Source organism: Vibrio sp. RC2502 (assembly GCF_054850435.1).
Genome location: NZ_CM141453.1, coordinates 273,121 through 297,579, shown reverse-complemented (window position 1 = coordinate 297,579; position 24,459 = coordinate 273,121). Strand labels below are relative to the sequence as shown.

Genomic DNA, 24,459 nt, shown 5'->3' with positions numbered 1-24,459 from the left:
TAATATTAATAGGTTTACCGCGGTCTATGTCATAACAACATCAGATACAGACGAAATGAAAAAGTTCGCAAATTTAAGACACGTATTAAAGGACAAATACCATGCTCAACAAACAGACATTAATCAGTATAGAAGATGCCCTGCCTGGTAGAGAACAACCAATGCAGATTGAAGATTGTCATTTTGTAAATCAATCGAGTCTAACGGCACCATTAGCCCATCATCAGCAACAGATTTTGTTAGGCATGGGGTGCTTTTGGGGCGCCGAGCGTCTCTTTTGGCAATTGGATGGCGTGGTTTCGACATCTGTGGGCTATGCGGGTGGGTTTACACCAAATCCAACCTACGAAGAAGTGTGTACGGGTAAAACCGGTCATACTGAGGTTGTGAGAGTCGTGTTTGATGAGCGTGTTATCTCACTAGCACAACTCCTTGCGGTATTTTGGGAAAAACACGACCCGACTCAAGGCATGCGCCAAGGTAACGATCTCGGCACACAATATCGCTCTGCGATTTACACGTACTCTCAAGATCAGCAAGAAATTGCTGACAAATCAAAGCTTCAGTATCAACAAGCATTAGAAGCTGAGCTTCGCTCAACGATCACCACTGAGATCGTCCCAGCAGGGCCTTACTATTTTGCAGAAACCTACCATCAACAGTATCTTGCAAAGAATCCGGATGGCTATTGTGGCATAGGCGGCACAGGTGTTTGCTTCCCACCAAGCTTGCAAGGCTAATCAAACTGCACTGAAACGAGAAAGAGCGACCAAGGTCGCTCTTTTTAATCTTTCGTTTTTTGGGTTAACACGCCATGAATGGTTTAGGCGGATAATGATGAAATTGCTTGGTTTACTTCTTTAAAGACAGCCAGTCGCTTTTGATCTTTCACATCAGGAAGCAGCACTTTGCCATTATCAAAGCAGAAACTTCCCACTCCGACAATGAAGAATTGCCCTTTAAACAACGTCTTTACGAAACGAGCCACTTGTAGTGGTCGATATACAGCAAACTCACGTAGCATAATTCACCTCAATTCCTTTGAGAAAACCCCGATTGCTTATTCTCTGCAACCTTAATGCGCATTTTGCGACGGAGTTCAGTGTAGCAAATTCTAACTACAACGCAACATTACACCACTGCATACGTTAAATAAATGTTATCAACAATTCTACAAATTTGCCGGGACTGGATATATACTGGCTTAACTCCCAAACCCAAACGGAATATAACAATATGAAAACTAAGACTCTCCTACCTCTACTGCTTGCTCTTTCTCCAAGTTTGGCTTTCGCACATAACTTGTCGGTTGGTGAAACCGTTCCACCTGCACAAGTCGGCGCATACGGTGAAATTGTTATACAAGGTGAAGGTGTGGCTTACCAGCCTTGGGCAACACAGCATATGTTAGGTAAAGTCCGCGTAATTCAAGCGATTGCTGGTCGCAGCAGTTCAAAAGAGATGAACGCACCGCTGATGACTGCAATTACCGCCGCTAAATTCCCAGAAGATAGCTACCAGACCACCACCATCATCAACCAAGATGATGCGATTTGGGGCACTGGCTCATTTGTGAAATCTTCTGCACAAGACAGTAAAAAAGAGTTTCCTTGGTCATCAATGGTATTGGATGAAAATGGCTTGGTGGCGAACACTTGGGGGCTAAAAGAAGAAAGCTCTGCGATCATCGTACAAGACAAACAAGGCAAAGTTCTGTTTGTGAAAGAAGGCGCATTGACGCAAGACGAAATTACACAAGTGATTGGCCTTATCAAGCAAAGTATTTAGTTCGAGATGACGGCTCCTGACTCGGCACCAATCAGGAGCCTCAATCACACGGTATCCCACTAATATGCTGTGTTAAATTTTCCTCACCAGACAAAAGAGTGAACTTTTGCCAATAATGAGTGTTATATTATAACACCCGTTAGGATTTCAGGCGTTCAGATGTACTTTTCTTGGCAAACCATTTTCAGATCTTGGCATCGCACTGTTGTACTTTTCAGTGTTGCTTTGCTTATCATCTGGAATTTTGCTTCGATCTTTCATCAAGTCGACCTCACACCAGAACATCATACTCATCATCACTGCCAACTCTTCGCTGGCGCGCAACATGGTCTCGCTAAAGCACAACTGGCAATCCCTGTGCCGTCATACACACGGGCCCATTATGATGATGTCTCAGAGCGCTCGCATCATGTAGAAGAAGTATTCAGCGCTGCGCGTGCACCGCCTTATTTTGCGTAAACACTCAAACACAACCCAATTACGTTATTTCCAACGTGTATAGACGCGTTTCAATAACAGAACGTCAAATGAGTACTAATCTGAAATCAACCAGATCTCGGATTTATCAGCAAAATTAGGAAAGTAAAATGCCATCTAAACAGGTTTTAGCGATCGTTATCGGTTTGTCTCTATCGACAGTCGCAACAGCAGAAGAATACCGCCAACACAGTGCACACGTTCATGGTCATGTTGAATTTAATATTGCTCAAGACGGCAGTGACTTGCTGCTCGAAATCACAGCTCCTGGTGCAGATGTGGTCGGCTTTGAACACGCACCAGAAAATGCAGAGCAAGAGAAAACTCTGCAACACGCGGTCGCAACGCTAGAAGATAGCAACGCACTGTTTGCGATTAACCCACAAGCACAATGCGAAATTGAAGAAGTTCATGTTGAACACTCGCTTGGGGGGCAACATGAAGAACATGAGCACCATGATCATGAAGGCCATGACCATGATGAACACGCCCATCACGATCACGACAAACATGAGCACGACGGTCATGAAGGTCACGCCCATTCAGAGCACAGCGACCACGGTGAATTTACCGTGCAATATCGCTTTCATTGTGCCCAAGTCGGCGAACTTAGCCGTATTCAAACTGATTGGTTTAACCAATTCCCAAGTACTGAATCGGTAAATGTAAACCTATTCACTGATACGACTCAATCAGCCACTAGCTTAACCAAAAGCAACACTCAAATCGCAATCAAATAACCCAAATAGCGTGTAAGTACCCACTTACACGCTGTGTTTTTTTAATTCGCTTTGGTGATTTACTATGACTGATTCAGCATCAAACGTGGTTGAGCTCAAACAGGCTCAGTTTGTCTGGCCCGGTTCAGAGACCGCGGTGATCAATATTCCTGATTTGCAGATAGCAACAGGTGAGCATGTCTTTATCAAAGGGCCAAGTGGCTGTGGAAAATCCACACTTTTAGCTTTGCTCACCGGAATCAATACGTTAAGTTCAGGCTCGTTATCAGTACTCAATACGAACTTAGCGACGCTGAGTTCAAGCCGCAGAGATAGATTCCGCGCCGACCACATTGGTTATATCTTCCAGCAATTCAACTTGCTGCCGTATTTGAATGTCATCGACAACGTATTACTTCCTTGCCAATTCAGTAAAGTGAGACGAGATCGCGTGACACCAAACGCCTCCAAAGCCGAGCTTTTAGCACAAGCGACAACCTTGTTGGAGCGGCTTCATTTACCGACAAATTTACACTCTCGCCCAGTGTCAGAGCTGAGTATTGGACAACAACAGCGAGTGGCGGCAGCTCGTGCGCTAATAGGGCATCCTGCGTTAGTCATTGCTGACGAGCCGACATCTGCACTCGATCATGATAATCGCATGGCGTTCATCGAACTGCTGATGGAACAGGCTAATCAAGCCAACGCGACATTAATCTTTGTCAGCCATGATCCAACTCTGGAAAGCTTGTTCGATCGCACCATTAATCTGCCAGAAATAAACCAAAGCAGTAACATGGAGGTGCTAGCGTGAGTGCTGTAATCAAACTCGCTTGGAAAAGCTTGATGAACCGCAAAGCGACAGCGGTGTTGACGATCATGACGGTAGCAATATCGGTAATCTTGCTGCTTGGCGTAGAACGTATCCGCACTCAAGCAAAAGACAGCTTTGCGAACACCATTTCCGGAACCGACCTAATTGTCGGCGGACGCTCTGGCCAAGTGAACTTACTGTTGTATTCAGTCTTTCGTATCGGTAATGCCACCAATAATATCGATTGGAAAAGCTACCAAGAATTCAGCCAGCATCGCGCGGTTGATTGGGCAATTCCCATTTCGCTCGGAGACTCTCACAAAGGCTTTCGAGTGATGGGAACCAATCATAGTTACTTTGAGCATTATAAGTACGGAAGTAAGCAACCACTTACTTTCTCAAAAGGGAAAGAGTTCAATGGATTATTTGAAACCGTACTCGGATCGGACGTCGCCAAACAATTGGGTTACCAGATAGGCAGTGAAATCATCATTGCCCATGGTATCAGTGATGTTGGCTTCAGCCGTCACGATAAACTGCCATTCAAAGTTGTTGGTATTTTAGCTCCAACTGGCACACCAGTAGATAAGACGGTTCACGTCTCGTTAGAGGCGATCGAAGCCATTCATGTCGGTTGGGAAAGTGGTGCACGCTTGGGTCCAACACCGGATGCGAAGGTATTACAAGAAAGGGACTTTCAACCAAAACAGATCACTGCCATGCTTGTGGGCTTGAAATCGCGCATTCAAACTTTTGCGTTGCAAAGACAGATCAACAACTACCCGAAAGAGCCTCTCAGTGCAATTATGCCCGGTGTCGCGCTACACGAATTGTGGGGCATGATGTCTGTCGCAGAACAGGCCTTGATGGCGGTTTCTGGTTTTGTGGTTATCGCGGGTTTACTCGGCATGTTAAGCAGCCTACTGACCAGCTTACAAGAACGACGTCGAGAAATGGCCATTTTACGCGCTATGGGAGCGCGCCCGCGCCACGTTTTTTCTCTGCTCATTAGTGAAGCGAGTTTACTCACAGCAGCAGGTATCGTCACCGGCGTTTTGGGGCTGTATGCGATACTCGCCCTACTTCAGCCCCTAATTCAACAACACTACGGTATAAATCTCACGTTAAGCACGCTTTCTGCGTACGAATGGATGCTGCTTAGCTTTGTACAATGCGCCGGTATTGTGATTGGTTTTATTCCAGCATTCCGCGCCTACAGACAGTCACTCAGTGACGGAATGACCATAAGGATCTAACGATGTGGAAAAAAGTTTTAGCCAGTTGCTTACTCGCGATTGCATTTACGACGCCGGTCATGGCGAGTGATGAGCCATTAACGCTCGACTGGATCGATCTGGTTCCTGAAGCGGAACGTAAGCTGTTCGACAGCGTGGGGATGCCCGCGTCTGATCACAGTGGTGGCGCGGCGCAGCAATCAAAAATCGGTAACGTCAGACCAGAACTCAATGGCAGTCAGGTCAAAATCCCTGGCTTCGTGATTCCTCTTGAGGGAGATGCCAACACGGTGACGGAATTTTTGTTGGTGCCGTATTTTGGGGCCTGTATCCACGTGCCACCACCACCACCAAACCAAATCATTTACGTGAAATTTCCGAAAGGCGCACCAGTACAGGAACTTTGGGATGTCATTTACGTGGTGGGAACGTTAAAAACCGAAACCATTAACCATGAACTGGCAGAAACGGCGTATGTGATTGAAGGTTCAAAAATCGAAGCCTACGACGATATGTAGTCGTCGATTTCGAGGTACACCAAAGGCGTCGCATCGGCGCCTTTGTCATCTTTAAATGTTAAACAATGTAGCGCGATAAGTACGCTAACACGCCCACATAAAGAATCAAAAGAAACGCTATCGACAGGTGCTTTTTCAGTTTACTTGCTTCCGAGAACTTCATCGCCCCTCCAAAATAACGATAACAATTTTAACAACTCATTATCATTTTGGATAGACCTATTCCTTCAAAATCTGAGACGCTCTCTCTGGTCGCCTCGCGGATTAAGGTGTAAATTGAGGCAAGCGTCAAACGCAAGCTCTTGGTAGGAAAATACATGGCAGAACCAACGAAACAACCTGTAGTGATTGAACACCAGCCTAATACGCAGAAAAACGGTCACCACGACAAGAAAACGGGTTACATCAAAGACAGTGCGAGCAGAATTAAAAACATCGCTCAATCTCATGGCCTCGACGCTCTGTTGCAAACTGACCCTCCTGCCAAATCCGCATTAGAAAGAGCACAACTGCGAGACCAACGACGCCAAGAGCAAAGACAAAAAAACCTTGAGCAAATCCTAAAACTCGCGCACAGCGCTTGCCGCGATGAAACCGCAGGTGAACCCGATCAAGATTGGTTGTATCGATTTTTTGATATGGCCCAAGACATCCACAACAGTTCAATGCAGAAGTTGTGGGCGCAAGTAATGAAGCGTGAAGTGACCAACCCAGGTTCCACGTCGATGAAAGCGCTGAAAGTCCTTAAGGATATGTCCCCAAAAGAAGCGCAAACACTACAAAGAGCAGCCTCTTTGGCGTGCAGTTTTGGCGGCGATAACAGTAAAAAGTTATTGATAGGCTATAAGGCACATGGCGGAATATTCAACTTTGGTAAACGAGATACCACCAGCAATCTGAATATGGGCAGCTTTCAATTGCCGTACTCAAGTCTATTAGTATTGATTGAATTGGGGTTACTGCATAGCACAGAACTGGAATCAGGAGAGATCGGCATTGAAACGCCATTGATACTGGCATATCAAGGCAAGAATTTGTCTCTGCAAGTGAATACGAAGGGCATCCGTCTGCTGTACTACCGTTTCACGCCGACGGGTAACGAACTGTGCAAACTGCTTGGCAACAAGCCAAATTCCCAGTACTACGATCAAATGCTCGCCTTGTTAAATCAAAAGTTTAGCGTAAGCACCGAAGCAAGCAGCAGCGTGAACTATACCGTTTAGTTTCGCTCTAGGAGCTTTAGGTCACCTATGATCTAAAAGCTCCTCAAGCATTACACGAGGCTTTTTTCCACCCATGATCCAAAAGCTGAGTTAGCTGATCACACGACGCTGTTTAAGCTCATTCAAACACAACTCAACCAACTCTTCGACGCTCTTCTCGCCTGCTGGCAAATCAATTTCTGGATTGATTGGCGCTTGATATTCTGAATCAATACCCGTGAAATTTGGGATCTCACCTGCTCGCGCTTTTTTGTATAAACCTTTTGGATCTCGGCCTTCGCACACTTCGAGAGATGCATTCACAAACACTTCAATGAACTCACCTTCGGGCAGTAAATCGCGAACGAGTTGACGCTCAGCACGGTGAGGAGAAATGAACGCGGACAACACAATCAAACCCGCATCTGCCATCAGTTTCGCCAACTCGCCAATACGACGAATATTTTCACGGCGATCTTGTTCAGAAAAGCCTAGATCACTACACAGGCCATGACGAACATTGTCACCGTCCAACAAATAAGTGTGGTAGCCCAACTCAGCTAAACGATTCTCCAGCGCGCCCGCGACGGTTGACTTACCTGCACCAGATAAACCAGTAAACCAAAGCACTGCTGGTTTCTGTTTTTTCAGCTCAGCACGAAACTGTTTATCAACCGTGTGCTGATGCCAGACAATGTTTTCATCTTTTACCGGTGTTTCAGCGGTCATAACGAATCCTTGTATTTATCGGAATTAAAACGGAAAGAAGACCGGAATCAATGTCAGTACCAATACGGAATACACAATCGAAATCGGCACACCAATTCGCACATAGTCGGTCAATTTGTAATTACCTACGCTGTAAACCAACAAGTTAGTTTGATACCCGTAGGGAGAAATAAAGCTCGCGCTTGCGCCAAACAATACCGCCATAATAAATGGCATCGGATCCACTCCGTACCCGACAGCCATGCTATAGCCAATCGGAAATGCTAACGCGGCAGCGGCATTGTTGGTCACCAATTCAGTCAGCACCAAGGTCATGATGTATGTGGCCACCAGCGCACCAAATACGCCCCAGCCGTTAAAGGCTTCGATAAACATTTCGCCCATCCTGACGGACAAGCCCGATGAAATCATCAGCTGCGCAATAGAGAGCGCAGAGCCCACAATCACCACAATATCAATGGGAAAACGGCGGCGAAGCTCAGAGATTTGCACTATGCCAAACGCAATAAGTGCAATGATGTATACCGCGAGCCCTTTAATGATTGGCACAAGTTCAAGTAGTGCACAGGCGATAACCGCAGCAAAACCAATCAACACAATCGTCGATTTATTGGAGTCCAAACGTGCGCTGGAATCTAAGTCGTGCACTAACACAAATTCTTTACGGTGCGCTCGACGCTCAGACTCGAAACGCTTGCCCGGCACCAACACTAAAGTATCGCCCGGAGCTAAGGTAATACTGCCCAATCCACCTTCCAAACGCTCATGCCCACGACGAATGGCGACAACAACCGCATCAAAACGATCGCGGAAGCGGCTTTCTTTCAAGGTCTTATGGCAGAAGGTTGCAGAGGAACTGACCACCACTTCAATAAAGTTTTGGCCATTCAAATGCTGTTGCCCAAATAGCGTCAGCCCCGGAATTTCTTGCAAGGTCGCCACACTTTCGACATCGCCACAAAACAACAGACGATCTTTCGCTTTCAGCACGAAGTCGGGGCCTACTGACGATACCGTCACGCCATCACGAACCACCTCTGCAAGAAACAACTTACGCAGCGCACGCAGATTGTTTTCACTGATGGTACGGCCAACCAAAGGGGAACCTGGTTCAACACGAGATTCAAGGAAATACGGTAAGTCTTCTTGGCTTTGGTCATCGTAACTTGGCAGCAAATAGCTCAGCGGAATAAGAATTAAAAGACCACCCGCTAAGACAGCCAAGCCAATCATCGTCGGAGTAAAAAAGCTCAGACTCGGTAGCCCTGCATCTTCCACAAAGCTATTAATAATAAGGTTGGTCGAAGTACCAATAAGCGTTAATGTGCCGCCAAATATCGCCGCGTAAGAAAGTGGAATCAGTAGCTTAGAAGGCGCGTGCTGTTGATTGCGTTTAATCGCACCAATCAAAGACACAACAACGGCCGTATTGTTGGTAAAGGAAGACAGTAAGGCGGTCGATAACCCAAGCTTGGCGATCACACTGCCTAAATGACCTTCTGAAATACTACGGCTCACCCAACTGATCAGTAACGTTTTTTCTAATGCACAAGAAGCGAGAATCAGCAGGACCAAAGTTAACAATGATGAGTTGGTAAAGTTCGCAGCAATGGTCGTGGAATCCATCATTCCCGCCATGAAAGCAATAAAGGCTGCACCAGCAAAAACGTAGCTCGGCTTAATCTTAGTCACAAGCAAACAAGTGATAATGCCAAGCAAAATCGCTAATACAAATCCTTGTTCCCACATAGCCTTTCCTTACCAAACAGCCCGAAACGAGCGAAACAAACCGCAACACAACGACAGTGTGTAGAGCGATAAAACAAGTAACCAGAGCAAAGCAAAGCGAAAAAGAGTGCCAGAATGCTCAGTTTTCTTGGGCTTCACTGAACATTCCGGTGTTAGAGGCAGCCTAACCGCATTTCGCACTCGGTTAGGCTGTGAACCTAGACACTAATAACGTCCCTAGGTTTACTGCCATTACTTCTTGAGTAACTGGCTTAGGTCTTTAGCTTCCCAATGCGGGAAGTGTTTGCGAACAAGGGCGTTCAACTCAAGTTCAAAGGCAGATACATCAGCTAAACCGCGTTCAAGCTCTGTTAAGCTTTCTTTCACCATACCAGCACCAACGGTCACATTAGTTAGGCGATCGATGATGATGAAACCACCGGTATCTGCGCAGTCTTGGTAATTGTCCAACGCTACTGATTCATTGAGCGACCACTCACACAAACCAATGCCATTTAGAGGCAGTTCCGCAGCACCATGTGTCGACAAGTTATTGATGTCGTACTGGTGACGAATCGACTCTACGTGACCAACGGTCTTCTTACCTGCAATCTTGATGTCGTAATCACGACCAGGTTGCAACGGCTGCTCAGTCATCCACACCACATCGGCAAGCAAATGGTTGGTGGTTTGCACTTGCGCGTTCTCAAGCACGATCAAATCACCACGGCTGATGTCAATTTCATCATTCAGAGTCAGCGTAACGGCTAGACCAGCTTGCGCTTCTTCAATGTCGCCATCGAAGGTCACAATGCGAGCGACAGTCGACGTTTTACCGGACGGCAATGCTTTGATGGCATCACCGACTTTCACAGAGCCAGACGACACCGTGCCCGCAAAGCCACGGAAATCAAGGTTAGGACGATTCACGTACTGAACAGGGAAACGGAATTCACCCGCACCTTTTTCGTAGTCCACATCCACCGTTTCTAGCAACTCAAGCAACGATGGACCTTCAAACCAGTTCAGGTTCTGTCCTTTATCCACTACGTTGTCGCCTTCCAGCGCTGAAATCGGGATAATTTGAATATCAATATCGCCAGTTAGATTTTCAGAAAACTTCAGGTACTCATCACGAATTTCTTCGAAGCGCGCTTGTGAGTAATCCACCAAATCCATCTTGTTGATTGCGACAACAAAATGTTTCAAGCCCAATAGGTTTGAAATGAAAGAGTGACGACGCGTTTGATCCAAAATACCTTTACGGGCATCCACTAAAATCACCGCTAAATCACACGTCGATGCGCCTGTCGCCATGTTGCGCGTGTACTGCTCATGTCCTGGGGTATCAGCAATAATGAACTTACGCTTTTGCGTCGAGAAGTAACGGTAAGCAACATCGATTGTGATGCCTTGTTCACGCTCAGCCTGCAGACCATCGACAAGCAACGCCAAATCGGGCTTTTCACCCGTCGTACCAACGCGTTGGCTATCTGAGTGAACCGCTGCTAGTTGGTCTTCATAAATTTGTTTTGAGTCATGGAGTAAGCGACCAATCAGGGTGCTTTTCCCATCATCCACAGAACCACAAGTCAGAAATCTAAGCAGAGACTTGTACTGATGTTGTTTTAAATAGCCTTCGATACCAAGCTCGGCTAATTGAGCTTCAACTGCACTGTTCATTCTCTTTCCTTAGATCTTTTAGAAGTAACCTTGACGTTTCTTGAGTTCCATCGATCCTGACTGATCGTGGTCGATCGCGCGGCCTTGACGCTCACTTGAGGTCGCCACCAACATCTCTTCAATGATGCCCGTCAGCGTATTCGCTTCAGATTCAATCGCACCTGTCAGCGGATAACAGCCCAACGTACGGAAACGCACGCTTTTCTCTTCAATTACTTCACCCGGTTGAAGCTCCATACGGTCATCATCCACCATGATCAGCATGCCATCGCGTTCGACAACCGGACGCTTATCAGCAAGATAAAGCGGGACAATTTCGATGTTCTCTAGATAGATATATTGCCAGATATCAAGCTCGGTCCAGTTAGAAAGTGGGAACACTCGAATGCTCTCGCCTTTATTCACTTGACCGTTGTAGGTTTTCCAAAGTTCTGGACGTTGGTTTTTCGGATCCCAGGTATGGTTCTTGTCACGGAACGAATACACTCGCTCTTTTGCGCGTGATTTTTCTTCATCACGACGAGCGCCACCAAAAGCAGCATCGAAGCCATATTTGTTTAGCGCTTGCTTAAGACCTTGCGTTTTCATGATGTCCGTATGCTTTGACGAGCCATGAACAAACGGGCTACATCCCATTGCGATGCCTTCTGGGTTCTTATGAACCAAAAGCTCAAAACCGTATTTTTCCGCAGTACGATCACGGAATTCGATCATTTCGCGAAATTTCCAATCGGTATCCACATGCAGCAGCGGAAATGGGATCTTACCTGGGTAAAACGCCTTACGCGCCAAATGCAGCATCACTGATGAATCTTTACCAATCGAATACATCATGACTGGGTTATCAAACTCAGCAGCAACTTCGCGGATGATATGAATACTCTCCGCTTCGAGTTGTTTAAGGTGAGTTAAACGTTGTTGGTCCATGTTTTGTATTTCCTTTTTAAGCTTGAAGGCGCGTTACGTCTCTAATCTTTGGACTGAAATTATATGGAGTTGGCAATAGCACTTTTGTTGAAATCAGTACTAGACAAAAACCAATCTAACTTTTGAGACAATCGCACTACCTCTCCTACGACAATCAAAGATGGCGCCTGAGCTTCCTTCGATAAATCAGATAGTTGGGAAAGTTCTCCCGTAAAAACTTTTTGCTGAATTTGCGTACCGCGCTCGATAATAGCAATCGGAGTTGAAGCCGCTCTTCCGTGCTGAATGAGCTGATTCTGAATATAGTGTGATTTCATGAGTCCCATGTAGATCACTAAAGTCTGATTACCACGAGCCAGTGTTGACCAATCCATCTCATCACTTTCTTCTTTCAAGTGACCAGTAACAAAAATGGCCGATTGAGCATAATCACGGTGCGTCAACGGAATGCCAGCATATGCTGTTGCTCCTGCTGCGGCAGTAATACCAGGCACCACTTGAAAACGAATGCCAGCATCAGCCAAAACTTCTAGCTCTTCTCCACCGCGACCAAATACGAAAGGATCACCGCCTTTTACTCGTACTACTCGGTAGCCTTGCTTAGCAAAATCAACCAAAAGTTGATTTGTCTTTTCTTGCGGTACACTGTGGTGCCCTGCACGCTTGCCAACACAAACTAAAATCGTATCGCTTGGGATCAGCGCCATGATCTCTTCAGACACCAAATAGTCGTACAAGACCACATCCGCCTGTTGTAAACAGTTCAGTGCTTTAATGGTGAGAAGTTCAGGGTCGCCAGGGCCAGCACCAACCAATGCCACTTCGCCTGGTTTGAGTGACTGCTTTACAAAACGAGTGACGCCAGACACTTGGTTGTCAGAAACCAACCTCGGCTTTTGTACAGGTAAAGGAGTGACTGAATCGTTCGTTGCCATGTGCTTGCTCATCATCCATTGATATTGTGATGCAGGCATTATGGCGGGGTGTTTTTATTACCTGAAATTCTAAAATTTCATTTTTTATTCAAAAATCTGCTAAGAAGTTTTTGTTTGGTCTCATTCAAAATCGTGAAAAAGTCGGCGTTTAATATGAAAAGGGTTCAGTAAAATGTCGTTGATTCACAGTTTTCTGCACCTTAATCATTAAGTTGCATTAAAATTCGTTACACTCAACTTCCTATCCCATTAAATTGGAGCACCTCATGAAAATGGCCGTTAATCCTATTTCCGTCGCAGTTTTGAGTGGCATGTTGACGCTTGCAGGGCCAGCAATGGCAGACACGATCAAGCTTCGCATTATTGAAACCACTGACATCCACACCAACGTGATGGATTACGATTACTACAAAGACCAACCATCACAACAAATTGGTTTAAGCCGCGCAGCCACATTAGTTAAGCAGGCAAAATCCGAAGTGGAAAACAGCGTGTTGGTCGACAACGGCGACTTAATTCAAGGTAGCCCGATGGGTGACTACATGGCAGCAAAAGGCATACAGGCTGGAGAAGTTCATCCTGTGTACAAAGCCATGAACCAATTGCACTATGATGTGGGGAATATTGGTAACCATGAATTCAACTATGGTTTGGACTTCCTACAAAATACGCTGGCCGGCGCGAACTTCCCCTACATCAACGCCAATGTGTTTGATAAGAAAACTGGCGAGCATTACTTCCAACCTTACCTGATCAAAACACACAGTTTTAAAGATACCGATGGCGAAGTTCATCAAGTAAAAGTGGGTTACATCGGGTTTGTTCCACCGCAAATCATGGTTTGGGATAAGAAAAATCTTGAAGGCAACGTGGTTGCCAAAGACATCAAAGAAACTGCAGAAAAGCTGATTCCGCAGATGAAGAAGGAAGGTGCGGACATTATTGTCGCGATTCCGCATTCAGGGGTTTCAACCGATCCATATAAACTAGGTGCGGAGAACTCGGTGTACTATTTAACGCAAGTGAAAGGCATTGATGCCATTGCGTTTGGTCACTCTCACGCGGTCTTCCCAGGCAAAGGATTTGAGAATCTACAAGGCGTAGACAACAACAAAGGTACCATCAACGGTGTCACTGCCGTCATGCCTGGCCGTTGGGGTAGCCACGTGGGAGTCATGGATCTGGTCATCGAGCAAAAAGACGGCCAATGGCAAGTAGTGGAAGGACAATCTGAAGCAAGACCAATTTTCGACAAAGCGACTAAGAAATCGCTTGCAGAAGCAGACCAAGGCATCATTAGAGCACTCGAAGACGATCACAAAGGCACTCGCGAATTCGTTAACCAACCAATTGGTAAAGCGAATGACGTGATGTACAGCTTCTTGGCTTTGGTGCAAGATGACCCAACAATCCAAATCGTTAACCTTGCACAAAAAGACTACGTTGAACGTTTCATTCAAGGCGATCCAGACCTTGCTGACATTCCAGTTTTGAGCGCGGCAGCGCCGTTTAAAGTGGGCGGACGTAAAGATGATCCGAACGGCTTCACTGAGGTAGAATCTGGCCAACTGACTTTCCGCAACGCCGCCGACTTGTACCTATACCCAAATACGCTCGTCGCAATGAAGGTGAAAGGCAAAGAAGTACATGAATGGCTAGAGTGCAGCGCAGGCCAATTCAAGCGCATTGATGTCAATACGACTCAGCCACAATCGTTAATTGATTGGGATAACTTCCGTACGTACAACTTTGACGTGATTGATGGTGTGGAATACCAAATCGACATCACTCAACTACCGAAGTACGACGCGAATTGTAACGTCATTAACCCGGACTCCCAGCGTATCGTGAATCTGACTTTCAATGGCAAACCAGTTGATCCGAAACAAGATTTCATCATCGCGACTAACAATTACCGCGCGTACAGCAATACTTTCCCTGGCACTGGTCCGAACTTCATTGCATTTGACTCTCCAGACGAAAACCGTTCTGTGGTTGCTGCGTACATTTCTCGCGTCAGTGAGGAAAAAGGCGAAGTCACGCCAAGCGCTGACAATAACTGGTCGTTCGCACCAATTAAGTCAGACAAAAAACTGGATATTCGCTTTGAAACCTCACCGAGCGAAAAAGCTTCGAAGTTTATCCAAGACAAAGGCCAATACCCGATGAAACGCGTCGCAACTGACGAAGTGGGCTTTGCGATTTATCAGATCGATTTAAACAAATAAGCGACTCCATGTTCAAACTAGCGGCTCCTCAGTGAGCCGCTTTTTGTTACTGCGCAAAGCAGTTAAGATAGTTCAAATGCGCTAACCCTTTCACTGCAGATAACCTTCATGCAAAACGACGTATTTTTCGATCTCACTCAACATGGCTTTTCAGAAGATGAAGCCTCACAACTCATGGTCTATGGACAAGAGTTAGAATTACCCACTAGGCACATTCTTAGCCATCAAGGTGAATTTAGTTCTCACATCTACTTCATTCTGGAAGGGTTATGTCACGCAAGCTATCTCACAGAGAAAGGCAAAGAATTCAGCAAAGAGTTTTATTGGGAAAAGGACTGGGTGATCGGCTTTGAAAGCGTGATAAAAGCTCAACCTTCACCGTACTTATTGGAAACGCTGACCGCATGTCATTTATTCTGTTTGCCTATCGAGGCATTGCATCAATGGCGCGCCGAAAAGCACTCAATTTACCTAAAATTGCTCGAAACGCAGTTGATAAACAAAGAGAATAAAGAACGTTTTATGCTGTTGTATTCGCCTGAGGAACGTTATCAGTTATTTTGCCACCACTACCCAGATTTAGAACAACGCATTACCGATAGCCAAATTGCGGCTTACCTCGGCATTACCGCTATCAGCTTAAGCCGTATTAAAGCGCGTTTAGCAAAAGACAACAAATAAGAGACGCACCAAACAAAAAAGGCTCTTCCAACGAAGAGCCTTTGTTCAATCTAATGACTTATTTAAGAAGACGCGCTCGGAACTGACGCCCTTTCATCTTACCCGTACTGATAATTTGCAATGCTTTCTTCGCGGCAGACTTTTCTACAGCAACGTAAGAACGTACAGGGAACAAATGAATCTTGCCCACTTGCGCACCTGGGATGCCATTTTTGCCAGTCAAACAACCAAGAATATCGCCAGGACGAACTTTTTGCTTCTTGCCGCCATCAATGTTGATGGTCACCATCTTCGCTTGGTATGGCTGCTGATTTGATTTCGCTGGCAAGGTCGCGGGTACCACATCCATCTCTAAGTACTCTTCGATACGAGCGACACGTAGACCGTCTTTTTCGCCAAAAAAGCTGAACGCCAAACCTTTACTGCCTGCTCGGCCAGTACGGCCAATACGGTGCACGTGTACCTCTGGGTCACGAGACAGCTCAAAGTTGAACACAGCATCAAGATTGTCCACATCCAAACCTCGTGCCGCCACGTCCGTTGCCACAAGAATAGAAACGCTCTTGTTCGCAAATTGCACCAGTGCTTGATCACGTTCACGCTGTTCAAGATCACCGTGAATATCGATCACGCTAAAGCCACGATGGTGTAATTCATCCGCAACATTTTGAACCTCTTTCTTCGTATTACAGAACACCACCGCCGACTCTGGTTGGTAAGTCAAAAGAAGATTCGCTAGCGCCTCATCACGCGCTTCAGTTCCTTCTACTTTGTAGAAGTATTGAGCAATGCTGGAAGTATCGTGAGTCGATTCAACCTTGATCATCTCTGGCGATTTCATAATACGCTGAGCGATTTTCTCGATCTTCTCTGGGAATGTTGCGCTAAAAAGCAATGTCTGACGCTGTTTAGGCGCCGCATTAATAATTGCATCTAAAGCATCTTGGAAGCCCATTTCTAGCATACGATCGGCTTCATCCAGCACCAATGTATTCAACTCTTCCAAGTTAATACGGCCTTTCTCAAGGTGATCCAGAATACGCCCCGGAGTACCAACAAGGATATGTGCACCATGCTCTAACGAACCAATTTGCGGTCCCATCGGCATACCGCCGCACAACGTAAGTACTTTAATGTTATGGATACCACGCCCTAGCGTTCGAATTTCTTTAGCAACTTGATCCGCCAGTTCGCGAGTCGGACACAGCACCAAAGCCTGCACGCGAAATCGTTTTACGTTTAGATTTGATAGCACGCCAAGACCAAACGCCGCTGTTTTACCCGAGCCCGTTTTACCCTGACCAATTACGTCACGCTGATTCAAAATCGCCGGTAAGCTTAACGCTTGAATTGGCGTCATATGGGTGTAGTTCAATGAATCCAGCGTTTCTAGTAGCGCTGGGTTCAGGCCTACTTGGTCAAAAGTTTGTTTGCTCACAGGGAAATATCCTCAGGTGGGATGAAAAAGAGGGCACATTATCGCCAGATTTTCTGGGAAGACCAGTGAAAATTAACCATTGTTAATGAGTATTGAAACAAAAGCGAGTACATTCAGGCACTCTACTATCATTATGGACGACGGACATGACCACTTGGATCACTTTGCCTTTTGCTCAACTAACTACCTTACAACTGTATGAGATGCTGCGCTTACGCGTCGATGTGTTCGTCGTCGAGCAAACTTGCCCGTACCCGGAGCTAGATGGTAAGGATATTATTGACGGCGTTCATCACCTACTCGGCTACCACAATGATGAATTAGTTGCCTGCGCTCGGCTTCTGCCAGCTGGAACCACTTACGATAACGTCAGTATTGGCCGAGTCGTAACCAAACAAACAGCCCGAGGTGGTGGCTTAGGCCATCAGCTAATCACACGAGCCATCCAAGCATGCTCTACGTTATGGCCCGAAAAAACCATAGACATTGGTGCACAAGAACATCTTATCGATTTTTATGCTCACCATGGATTTGAGGTTATTTCTGACAGTTACTTAGAAGATGGAATTCCACACGTAGACATGCGCAGGAAGCAATCGACTCAATAAACCTCTACAAAACTGCAATAAAAAAGACGCGAGATGATTGCGTCTTTTTTAAATCTACAACGGAAACTATTTGTTTCTGCCGAAGCTACCATCCGATAGACGGAAGAACATAACCGAATGATCGCTCTTTTCCAGTTGCAACATATCTAACTGGCCGTTTTCTGAGAGTTTAAAACGGATGAGTTGCCCCTGCTTGATATGGCTCAGCGGTTTGTCGCTTCCTTCTATTTTTACTAAGGCGCTAAGGTCTGCCATAGAAAGCTGATTGTTGCGAAAAACTTGAGCTAACGTATCACCATTCTTCACATGGTACTCTTTCCAGTCTTCTGACTTAGGCCCCGAGTTTTGCGACGTACGTTGCTGACTCAGGCTTTGCGCATTTAACTGGATCGCAACACGCTGGCTATCTACTTCACCCTGCTGTTCGACTAACGCTTCCGTCTTTTTCGGTAACGGTACAATCAGAAGTAGAAGTAATAATGGCATTAACACCATCAAAGCTCGTTGATGGAATTTAGGTAAGCGCTGCCAAAATGCCTTGATTGGTTCTACACGTTCCAACCACTTACTTTTGTTGAACGGCTGCTTCCAGTTGATAGCAGCGAACTTTTGTTTGACCAACTCGACGTAGTCGACTTGCTGCTTTTTCTTTCTGCGACGATTCATGTTGATGTGTCCCTTAATACTTCTACTACCAGTATAAAAATACCAGCGCGGAGAGTATATGGTTTTGACTAAAGTAAAATGGAATTTGGTTTAAATTAGCAGAAATTTCACTTGGAGTAAGAGATAAGTCACACGCTGACTGGTCAGATAACGCAATCGCCAGCAATTATTTAAACCTAAGCTCGAAACTGATATCCTGTTACCTTTATCACTCCTAATAAGAGCGACATTCATGTCTGAAATTAAATTTGAAACTGCAGAACAAAAAGCAAGCTACGGCATTGGTCTGCAAATGGGTCAGCAACTAGCTGGCTCTGGCCTTGAAGGCCTTAGCGTTGACGCTATCGCTGCGGGTATCGCAACAGCATTGACTGGCGAAATGCCATCAATCGAAATTGACGAAATCAACAATGCACTGCAAGAGCTACACACTCGCGCCGAAGCAGCTCGTCAAGAAGCAGCTAAAGCAGCAGCAGCTGATGGTGAAGCGTTCCTAAAAGACAACGCCCTACGTCCAGAAGTTAATGTTCTTGAATCTGGCCTACAGTACGAAATCATCACTGAAGGTACTGGCGAAATCCCAACAGCTGATAAATCTGTACGTGTTCACTACCACGGTGAACTAACAGACGGCACAGTATTCGACAGCTCTGTATCTCGCGGCCAACCAGCTGAGTTCCCAGTAACTGGCGTAATTAAAGGTTGGGTTGAAGCTCTACAACTAATGCCTGTAGGTTCTAAGTGGAAACTATACATCCCACAAGACCTTGCGTACGGTGAACGTGGCGCAGGCGCTGCAATCCCTCCATTCGCAGCACTAGTATTCGAAGTTGAGCTACTAGACATTCTATAATTGAGGCTTTTCTCAATGACCTACATAAAGCGGCGCATTAGCGCCGCTTTTTTTATAAAATAATAGAAGTTATCAGTCAGATGACCTAAAAAAATAAATACAACAAATAAGTTAAAACGCTCAACCGTCGGAGGTACTATGCGTAAAACTCTCCTAACTTTAGCTCTCCTATCAGTGAATATTGGCAGCGCACATGCGTTTTTGGACACTGTCGTAGATAAGAGCAGCAAAAATGGTCTTATGGATATGGTAAGCCAAGGCCTAAATGCAGAATCTTCACCTCTTACTGAGCTACTAACGAGTCAGCTACCAGTTTCGACAGAACAAGCTGCAGGTGGCAGCAGTGCCCTAATTGCACTTGCTCAAAGCCAACTGTCTCAACAAAACAGCACGGAATTGCAGTCATTGATCCCTGGATTATCCAACTTGAAAGGTGCACAAAGCCTGTTAGGTAACATCGAAAGCTTGAGTGCCGTACAAAGCGCATTTAATGCACTAGGACTAGACCCATCGATGATCAGCCAATTTGCACCAGTGATTTTAGGTTACCTAAATGAGCAAGGAGCAAGTGAGGGATTATTGAAGTCTTTAAGCGGTCTATGGACGAGCGGTAAGTAAATTCGCTTTAAGCGAAATCCCCACCGAAATAGAAGTAAAAAGAATGGGAGCATACAAACAGTAGGCTCCCATTTTTGAGCAAATTACAGATACAAAAAAGCCGAGCTAACGCTCGGCTTTCTCGTTCTTACGAACTGATTACTCAGCAGCTTCTTCAGCAGCTGGGCGATCTACAAGCTCAATGTAAGCCATTGGAGCTTTATCACCAGCACGGAAGCCAGCTTTTAGGATACGAGTGTAACCGCCCTGACGAGCAGCAAAACGTGGACCTAGTTCGTTAAATAGTTTTGCAACTACTTCGTTGTCACGAGTACGTGCAAATGCTAGACGACGGTTAGCAACACTGTCAGTCTTAGCTAGTGTAATCAAAGGCTCAACTACGCGACGTAGCTCTTTTGCTTTTGGCAAAGTAGTCTTGATAACTTCATGACGTACTAGAGAGCTAGCCATGTTGCTAAACATCGCTTTACGATGTGAGCTGTTGCGGTTGAGTTGACGACCACTCTTACGATGGCGCATGACCTAATCCTTCTAACTAGTATCGATTAATCTTCAGCGATTGATGCAGGTGGCCAGTTTTCTAGGCGCATGCCCAGAGATAGACCACGTGACGCAAGTACGTCTTTAATCTCAGTAAGAGACTTTTTACCAAGGTTAGGCGTTTTAAGTAGCTCAACCTCAGTACGTTGTACTAGATCACCGATGTAGTGAATCGCTTCTGCTTTCAGACAGTTAGCAGAGCGAACTGTTAGTTCAAGATCGTCTACAGGACGCAGTAGGATCGGATCGAATTCTGGCTTCTCTTCCTTCTCCTCAGGAACACGTACATCACGAAGATCTACGAATGCATCCAATTGTTCAGCTAGGATAGTAGCTGCACGACGGATTGCTTCCTCAGGTTCTAGAGTACCGTTTGTTTCCATATCGATAACAAGCTTGTCTAGATCAGTACGCTGTTCTACACGAGCTGCTTCTACAGCGTAGGCAATTTTGTCTACTGGGCTGTAAGTAGCATCTACTAGTAGGCGACCGATTGGACGCTCGTCTTCTTCATTATGGATACGCGCAGAAGCTGGAACATAACCACGACCACGTTCAACTTTAATACGCATTGCGATTTCAGCGTTGTCATCCGTTAGGTGACAAATAACGTGTTCAGGGTTAGCGATCTCTACATCACCGTCATGGGTGATGTCACCTGCAACCACAGGGCCCGAGCCTGATTTGTTCAAAGTAATGAACACTTCATCTTTGCCTTCAGCTACACGCACTGCCAAACCTTTAAGGTTTAGAAGGATTTCAAGAATATCTTCTTGTACGCCTTCTTTAGTGCTGTACTCATGAAGTACGCCTTCAATTTCTACTTCTGTCACTGCACAACCAGGCATAGAAGATAGAAGAATGCGGCGAAGTGCATTACCCAGAGTATGACCAAAGCCACGCTCTAATGGCTCAAGAGTTACTTTTGCGTGAGTCGAGCTGATTTGTTCGATGTCAACTAGACGTGGCTTAAGAAATTCTGTTACAGAACCCTGCATTGTGTCCTCTCTTTAGTTTAAACCTTACTTAGAGTAAAGCTCGACGATCAATTGTTCGTTGATGTCAGCTGATAGATCAGAACGCTCAGGCATACGCTTGAATGTACCTTCCATCTTGCCACCATCTACTTCAATCCAAGTTGGTTTTTCACGTTGTTCAGCAACTTCTAGAGCTGCTTTGATACGAGCTTGCTGTTTAGCTTTCTCGCGAATAGAAACAACGTCATTAGCCGCTACTTTGAAAGAAGGAACGTTTACAACTTTACCGTTAACTAGGATAGCTTTGTGGCTAACTAGCTGACGTGCTTCTGCGCGAGTTGCGCCAAAGCCCATGCGGTAAACTACGTTATCAAGACGACCTTCAAGAAGCTGAAGCAGGTTCTCACCTGTGTTGCCTTTAAGACGTGCAGCTTCTTTGTAGTAGTTACGGAATTGTTTTTCTAGAACGCCGTACATACGACGAACTTTTTGCTTCTCACGAAGCTGAACGCCATACTCAGATAGACGACCGCGACGAGCGCCGTGTACACCTGGTGCGTTATCAATTTTACACTTGGTATCGATCGCGCGAACACCAGACTTAAGGAATAAGTCAGTGCCTTCACGACGGCTAAGCTTCAGCTTAGGACCCAAATATCTTGCCATGATTCTTCTCCAATAGTCCTAGAAACGTTATACGCGACGTTTCTTAGGTGGACGACAACCGTTATGAGGGATTGGTGTAGCATCAACGATGTTTGTGATGCGGAAACCAGCTGCGTTCAGTGCGCGAACAGTAGATTCACGACCTGGACCAGGACCCTTAACCATAACTTCCAAGTTCTTTAGACCGTATTCTTTAGCCATTTCAGCACAACGCTCAGCAGCAACCTGTGCAGCGAACGGAGTAGACTTACGAGAACCACGGAAACCAGAACCACCTGCAGTAGCCCATGCAAGAGCGTTACCTTGACGGTCAGTAATGGTTACGATTGTGTTATTGAAAGAAGCATGGATGTGCGCAACGCCATCTGCAACTTGCTTGCGTACGCGCTTACGAGCGCGAGTTGGTTGTTTAGCCATTGTACTCTACCTTCCCGATTATTTCTTGATCGGCTTACGCGGACCCTTACGGGTGCGAGCGTTGGTTTTAGTACGCTGTCCACGTAGCGGTAGACTGCGACGATGACGAAGACCACGGTAACAGCCAAGGTCCATAAGACGCTTGATGTTCATAGATACTTCACGACGTAGATCACCTTCTACAGTGTACTTAGCTACACCATCACGCAGTTGATCGATCTGCTCTTCAGTTAGTTCACTGATCTTAACATCTTCAGCAATACCCACTTCAGCTAGGATAGCTTGAGAGCGAGTTTTACCGATGCCGTAGATCGCCGTTAGAGCGATTACAGCGTGTTTCTGATCAGGAATGTTAATGCCTGCTATACGGGCCATTATTCACTCCTAAGTGTTTCTATAAAAGAATTAGCCGCAGCAAAGCCCGTTATGGATACGCTGCGGAATACTACTTCTTTTGCACGCAAAAGGTAGGCCGAGGAATATACTCGACCCAACCTTCATTTTCAAGTAAAAATTTCTGCTAATTAGCCTTGGCGCTGTTTGTGCTTTGGCTCACTGCAAATCACGCGAACGACACCGTTACGCTTGATTACTTTACAGTTACGGCAGATTTTTTTAACGGAAGCACGAACTTTCATTGCTAAACTCCGTAAATGAAACTGAGTCTACCGCCGGATTAACGGCCGTAGCCTTTCAGATTCGCTTTCTTCAACACAGAATCATACTGTTGAGACATCAGATGAGTCTGTACCTGTGCCATAAAGTCCATAATTACAACAACTACGATTAGTAGTGATGTACCGCCGAAGTAGAAACGTACGTTCCACGCGACCATCATGAACTCGGGAATCAGACAGATAAAGGTAATGTACAGTGCACCAGCAAGGGTAAGACGTGTCATTACTTTATCGATGTACTTCGCTGTCTGCTCACCTGGGCGGATACCGGGTACGAATGCACCAGACTTCTTCAAGTTATCTGCTGTTTCACGCGGGTTGAAAACCAACGCCGTGTAGAAGAAACAGAAGAAGATAATTGCTGCTGCATATAGCATTACATACAACGGCTGACCTGGGCTAAGAGCCAAAGACACGTCAGTTAACCAACCGAACGCGCTGCTCTCACCATTCTGACCAAACCACTGAGCCAGTGTTCCTGGGAACAGGATAATGCTTGATGCGAAAATCGCTGGAATAACACCTGCCATATTAATTTTAAGTGGCAAGTGAGAACTTTGTGCAGCAAATACTTTACGACCTTGTTGACGCTTCGCGTAGTTAACGACGATTCGACGCTGACCACGTTCCATGAAAACAACGAAGTAAATTACTGCAAAAGCTAATACCGCGATTAGCAACAGAAGAAGTACATGCAATTCACCTTGACGCGCTTGCTCGATTGTTTGACCGATTGCAGAAGGCAATCCAGCAACAATACCTGCAAAAATTAGTAACGAAATACCGTTACCAATTCCACGCTCTGTAATTTGTTCACCTAACCACATTAGGAACATGGTGCCGGTTACTAAACTTACGGTAGCAATTAGCGTAAACATGGTTTGGTTGATAACAACCAGATTGTCGACCATGTTTGGTAAGCCTGTTGCGATACCTATAGCCTGGAAGGTTGCAAGTACAAGCGTGCCGTAGCGTGTGTATTGGCTGATCTTACGACGGCCTGCTTCACCCTCTTTTTTGAGTTCAGCTAACGCTGGATGAACTACAGTTAGCAATTGGACAACAATAGATGCCGAAATATACGGCATGATGCCCAATGCTAATATAGATGCACGCTCAAGAGCACCACCGGAGAACATGTTAAACATTTCAACGATGGTACCTTTTTGCTGTTCGAACAAATCGGCAAGTACAGCAGCGTCAATACCAGGAATCGGCACAAAAGAGCCGGCTCGGAATACTAAAAGTGCACCAATTACGAATAACAAGCGCGACTTTAGTTCACTTAAGCCGCTCTGAGCACTACGAAAATCTTGTCCTGGTTTCTTAGCCATC

Annotated in this window: 28 protein-coding genes; 13 read left to right on the top strand and 15 right to left on the bottom strand. The window is 45.8% G+C overall.

The annotated features are described in order from the left end of the window. Positions 1-101: 101 nt before the first annotated feature. Positions 102-740 carry a peptide-methionine (S)-S-oxide reductase MsrA gene (gene msrA, locus ACYJZR_RS01470; RefSeq protein WP_005479646.1) on the top strand — a complete coding sequence of 213 codons (639 nt, stop codon included), beginning with the start codon at positions 102-104 and terminating at the stop codon, positions 738-740. 83 nt (positions 741-823) lie between these two features. On the opposite strand, the gene ACYJZR_RS01465 is transcribed toward msrA, so the two are convergent. Then, positions 824-1,024, bottom strand: a complete 201-nt coding sequence (locus tag ACYJZR_RS01465) for a DUF1107 domain-containing protein (RefSeq protein WP_005454667.1) — start codon at positions 1,022-1,024, stop codon at positions 824-826. A 212-nt stretch (positions 1,025-1,236) separates the two neighbouring features. On the opposite strand from ACYJZR_RS01465, the gene ACYJZR_RS01460 reads away from it, so the two are divergent. The 7 genes from ACYJZR_RS01460 (at position 1,237) to ACYJZR_RS01430 (ending at position 6,774) form a co-directional block, all read left to right on the top strand. Beyond that, positions 1,237-1,788, top strand: coding sequence for a YtfJ family protein (locus ACYJZR_RS01460; protein WP_069541489.1), 552 nt, complete (start codon positions 1,237-1,239; stop codon positions 1,786-1,788). 159 nt (positions 1,789-1,947) lie between these two features. Then, positions 1,948-2,247 carry a DUF2607 domain-containing protein gene (locus ACYJZR_RS01455; RefSeq protein ID WP_079879303.1) on the top strand — a complete coding sequence of 100 codons (300 nt, stop codon included), beginning with the start codon at positions 1,948-1,950 and terminating at the stop codon, positions 2,245-2,247. Positions 2,248-2,375: 128 nt separating this feature from the next. Further along, positions 2,376-3,005: a zinc uptake protein ZrgA gene (gene zrgA, locus ACYJZR_RS01450; protein WP_025524937.1), complete on the top strand. Its 630-nt coding sequence runs from the start codon at positions 2,376-2,378 to the stop codon at positions 3,003-3,005. A 64-nt stretch (positions 3,006-3,069) separates the two neighbouring features. After that, on the top strand, positions 3,070-3,798 hold the full coding sequence (locus ACYJZR_RS01445; protein ID WP_025517589.1) for an ABC transporter ATP-binding protein: 729 nt from the start codon (positions 3,070-3,072) through the stop codon (positions 3,796-3,798). Next, entirely contained in the window at positions 3,795-5,054 is a 1,260-nt protein-coding gene (locus ACYJZR_RS01440; protein ID WP_005454685.1) for an ABC transporter permease, read from the top strand. The genes ACYJZR_RS01445 and ACYJZR_RS01440 overlap by 4 nt, the downstream gene beginning before the upstream one ends. A 2-nt stretch (positions 5,055-5,056) precedes the next feature. Further along, positions 5,057-5,551, top strand: a complete 495-nt coding sequence (locus tag ACYJZR_RS01435; protein ID WP_005479671.1) for a DUF3299 domain-containing protein — start codon at positions 5,057-5,059, stop codon at positions 5,549-5,551. A gap of 317 nt (positions 5,552-5,868) precedes the next feature. Then, positions 5,869-6,774, top strand: a complete 906-nt coding sequence (locus ACYJZR_RS01430) for a TIGR03899 family protein (protein ID WP_005454670.1) — start codon at positions 5,869-5,871, stop codon at positions 6,772-6,774. A 90-nt stretch (positions 6,775-6,864) separates the two neighbouring features. Here the strand turns inward: ACYJZR_RS01430 and cysC are convergent, their stop codons facing one another. From cysC to cobA, 5 genes are all read right to left on the bottom strand, one after another. Then, positions 6,865-7,482 (bottom strand): adenylyl-sulfate kinase, encoded by a 618-nt coding sequence (gene cysC, locus ACYJZR_RS01425; RefSeq protein WP_005454655.1) that lies wholly within the window; start codon positions 7,480-7,482, stop codon positions 6,865-6,867. A 24-nt stretch (positions 7,483-7,506) separates the two neighbouring features. Beyond that, complete coding sequence (locus ACYJZR_RS01420; protein ID WP_025535700.1) at positions 7,507-9,231, bottom strand: SLC13 family permease; 1,725 nt, start codon at positions 9,229-9,231, stop codon at positions 7,507-7,509. A gap of 231 nt (positions 9,232-9,462) precedes the next feature. Next, positions 9,463-10,893, bottom strand: coding sequence for a sulfate adenylyltransferase subunit CysN (gene cysN / locus ACYJZR_RS01415; RefSeq protein ID WP_005454657.1), 1,431 nt, complete (start codon positions 10,891-10,893; stop codon positions 9,463-9,465). An 18-nt stretch (positions 10,894-10,911) separates the two neighbouring features. Further along, positions 10,912-11,820 carry a sulfate adenylyltransferase subunit CysD gene (gene cysD, locus ACYJZR_RS01410; RefSeq protein ID WP_005454659.1) on the bottom strand — a complete coding sequence of 303 codons (909 nt, stop codon included), beginning with the start codon at positions 11,818-11,820 and terminating at the stop codon, positions 10,912-10,914. Positions 11,821-11,879: 59 nt separating this feature from the next. Then, the gene (cobA, locus tag ACYJZR_RS01405) at positions 11,880-12,755 is read right to left on the bottom strand and encodes a uroporphyrinogen-III C-methyltransferase (RefSeq protein WP_021447805.1); all 876 of its coding nucleotides are present in this window, start codon (positions 12,753-12,755) and stop codon (positions 11,880-11,882) included. Between the two features lie 266 nt (positions 12,756-13,021). On the opposite strand from cobA, the gene cpdB reads away from it, so the two are divergent. After that, positions 13,022-14,983, top strand: coding sequence for a 2',3'-cyclic-nucleotide 2'-phosphodiesterase (gene cpdB / locus ACYJZR_RS01400; protein ID WP_406966277.1), 1,962 nt, complete (start codon positions 13,022-13,024; stop codon positions 14,981-14,983). A gap of 108 nt (positions 14,984-15,091) precedes the next feature. Then, positions 15,092-15,664: a Crp/Fnr family transcriptional regulator gene (locus tag ACYJZR_RS01395; protein ID WP_025521914.1), complete on the top strand. Its 573-nt coding sequence runs from the start codon at positions 15,092-15,094 to the stop codon at positions 15,662-15,664. Between the two features lie 58 nt (positions 15,665-15,722). On the opposite strand, the gene dbpA is transcribed toward ACYJZR_RS01395, so the two are convergent. After that, on the bottom strand, positions 15,723-17,102 hold the full coding sequence (dbpA, locus tag ACYJZR_RS01390; protein ID WP_005454697.1) for an ATP-dependent RNA helicase DbpA: 1,380 nt from the start codon (positions 17,100-17,102) through the stop codon (positions 15,723-15,725). Positions 17,103-17,248: 146 nt separating this feature from the next. Between dbpA and ACYJZR_RS01385 the strand changes: the two genes are divergently transcribed. Next, positions 17,249-17,710, top strand: a complete 462-nt coding sequence (locus tag ACYJZR_RS01385; RefSeq protein ID WP_005489532.1) for a GNAT family N-acetyltransferase — start codon at positions 17,249-17,251, stop codon at positions 17,708-17,710. Positions 17,711-17,776: 66 nt separating this feature from the next. Here ACYJZR_RS01385 and ACYJZR_RS01380 read toward each other — a convergent pair whose 3' ends face one another. Continuing rightward, entirely contained in the window at positions 17,777-18,376 is a 600-nt protein-coding gene (locus ACYJZR_RS01380; protein ID WP_020904298.1) for a LysM-like peptidoglycan-binding domain-containing protein, read from the bottom strand. Between the two features lie 232 nt (positions 18,377-18,608). On the opposite strand from ACYJZR_RS01380, the gene ACYJZR_RS01375 reads away from it, so the two are divergent. Together ACYJZR_RS01375 and ACYJZR_RS01370 are read left to right on the top strand one after the other, a co-directional pair. After that, positions 18,609-19,229, top strand: coding sequence for an FKBP-type peptidyl-prolyl cis-trans isomerase (locus ACYJZR_RS01375; RefSeq protein ID WP_005489645.1), 621 nt, complete (start codon positions 18,609-18,611; stop codon positions 19,227-19,229). Positions 19,230-19,367: 138 nt separating this feature from the next. Beyond that, positions 19,368-19,847 (top strand): DUF2780 domain-containing protein, encoded by a 480-nt coding sequence (locus ACYJZR_RS01370; RefSeq protein ID WP_017449005.1) that lies wholly within the window; start codon positions 19,368-19,370, stop codon positions 19,845-19,847. 138 nt (positions 19,848-19,985) lie between these two features. On the opposite strand, the gene rplQ is transcribed toward ACYJZR_RS01370, so the two are convergent. From rplQ to secY, 7 genes are all read right to left on the bottom strand, one after another. Beyond that, on the bottom strand, positions 19,986-20,366 hold the full coding sequence (rplQ, locus tag ACYJZR_RS01365; RefSeq protein WP_005383141.1) for a 50S ribosomal protein L17: 381 nt from the start codon (positions 20,364-20,366) through the stop codon (positions 19,986-19,988). Positions 20,367-20,392: 26 nt separating this feature from the next. After that, on the bottom strand, positions 20,393-21,385 hold the full coding sequence (locus tag ACYJZR_RS01360) for a DNA-directed RNA polymerase subunit alpha (protein ID WP_005383143.1): 993 nt from the start codon (positions 21,383-21,385) through the stop codon (positions 20,393-20,395). A gap of 24 nt (positions 21,386-21,409) precedes the next feature. Continuing rightward, positions 21,410-22,030 (bottom strand): 30S ribosomal protein S4, encoded by a 621-nt coding sequence (rpsD, locus tag ACYJZR_RS01355; protein WP_005383146.1) that lies wholly within the window; start codon positions 22,028-22,030, stop codon positions 21,410-21,412. Between the two features lie 27 nt (positions 22,031-22,057). Continuing rightward, complete coding sequence (gene rpsK / locus ACYJZR_RS01350) at positions 22,058-22,447, bottom strand: 30S ribosomal protein S11 (RefSeq protein WP_001118870.1); 390 nt, start codon at positions 22,445-22,447, stop codon at positions 22,058-22,060. Between the two features lie 18 nt (positions 22,448-22,465). Beyond that, positions 22,466-22,822 (bottom strand): 30S ribosomal protein S13, encoded by a 357-nt coding sequence (gene rpsM / locus ACYJZR_RS01345; protein ID WP_005450559.1) that lies wholly within the window; start codon positions 22,820-22,822, stop codon positions 22,466-22,468. A gap of 149 nt (positions 22,823-22,971) precedes the next feature. After that, positions 22,972-23,085 (bottom strand): 50S ribosomal protein L36, encoded by a 114-nt coding sequence (rpmJ, locus tag ACYJZR_RS01340; RefSeq protein ID WP_000868186.1) that lies wholly within the window; start codon positions 23,083-23,085, stop codon positions 22,972-22,974. A 38-nt stretch (positions 23,086-23,123) separates the two neighbouring features. Continuing rightward, the gene (secY, locus tag ACYJZR_RS01335; protein ID WP_005481401.1) at positions 23,124-24,458 is read right to left on the bottom strand and encodes a preprotein translocase subunit SecY; all 1,335 of its coding nucleotides are present in this window, start codon (positions 24,456-24,458) and stop codon (positions 23,124-23,126) included. Position 24,459 lies beyond the last annotated feature (1 nt).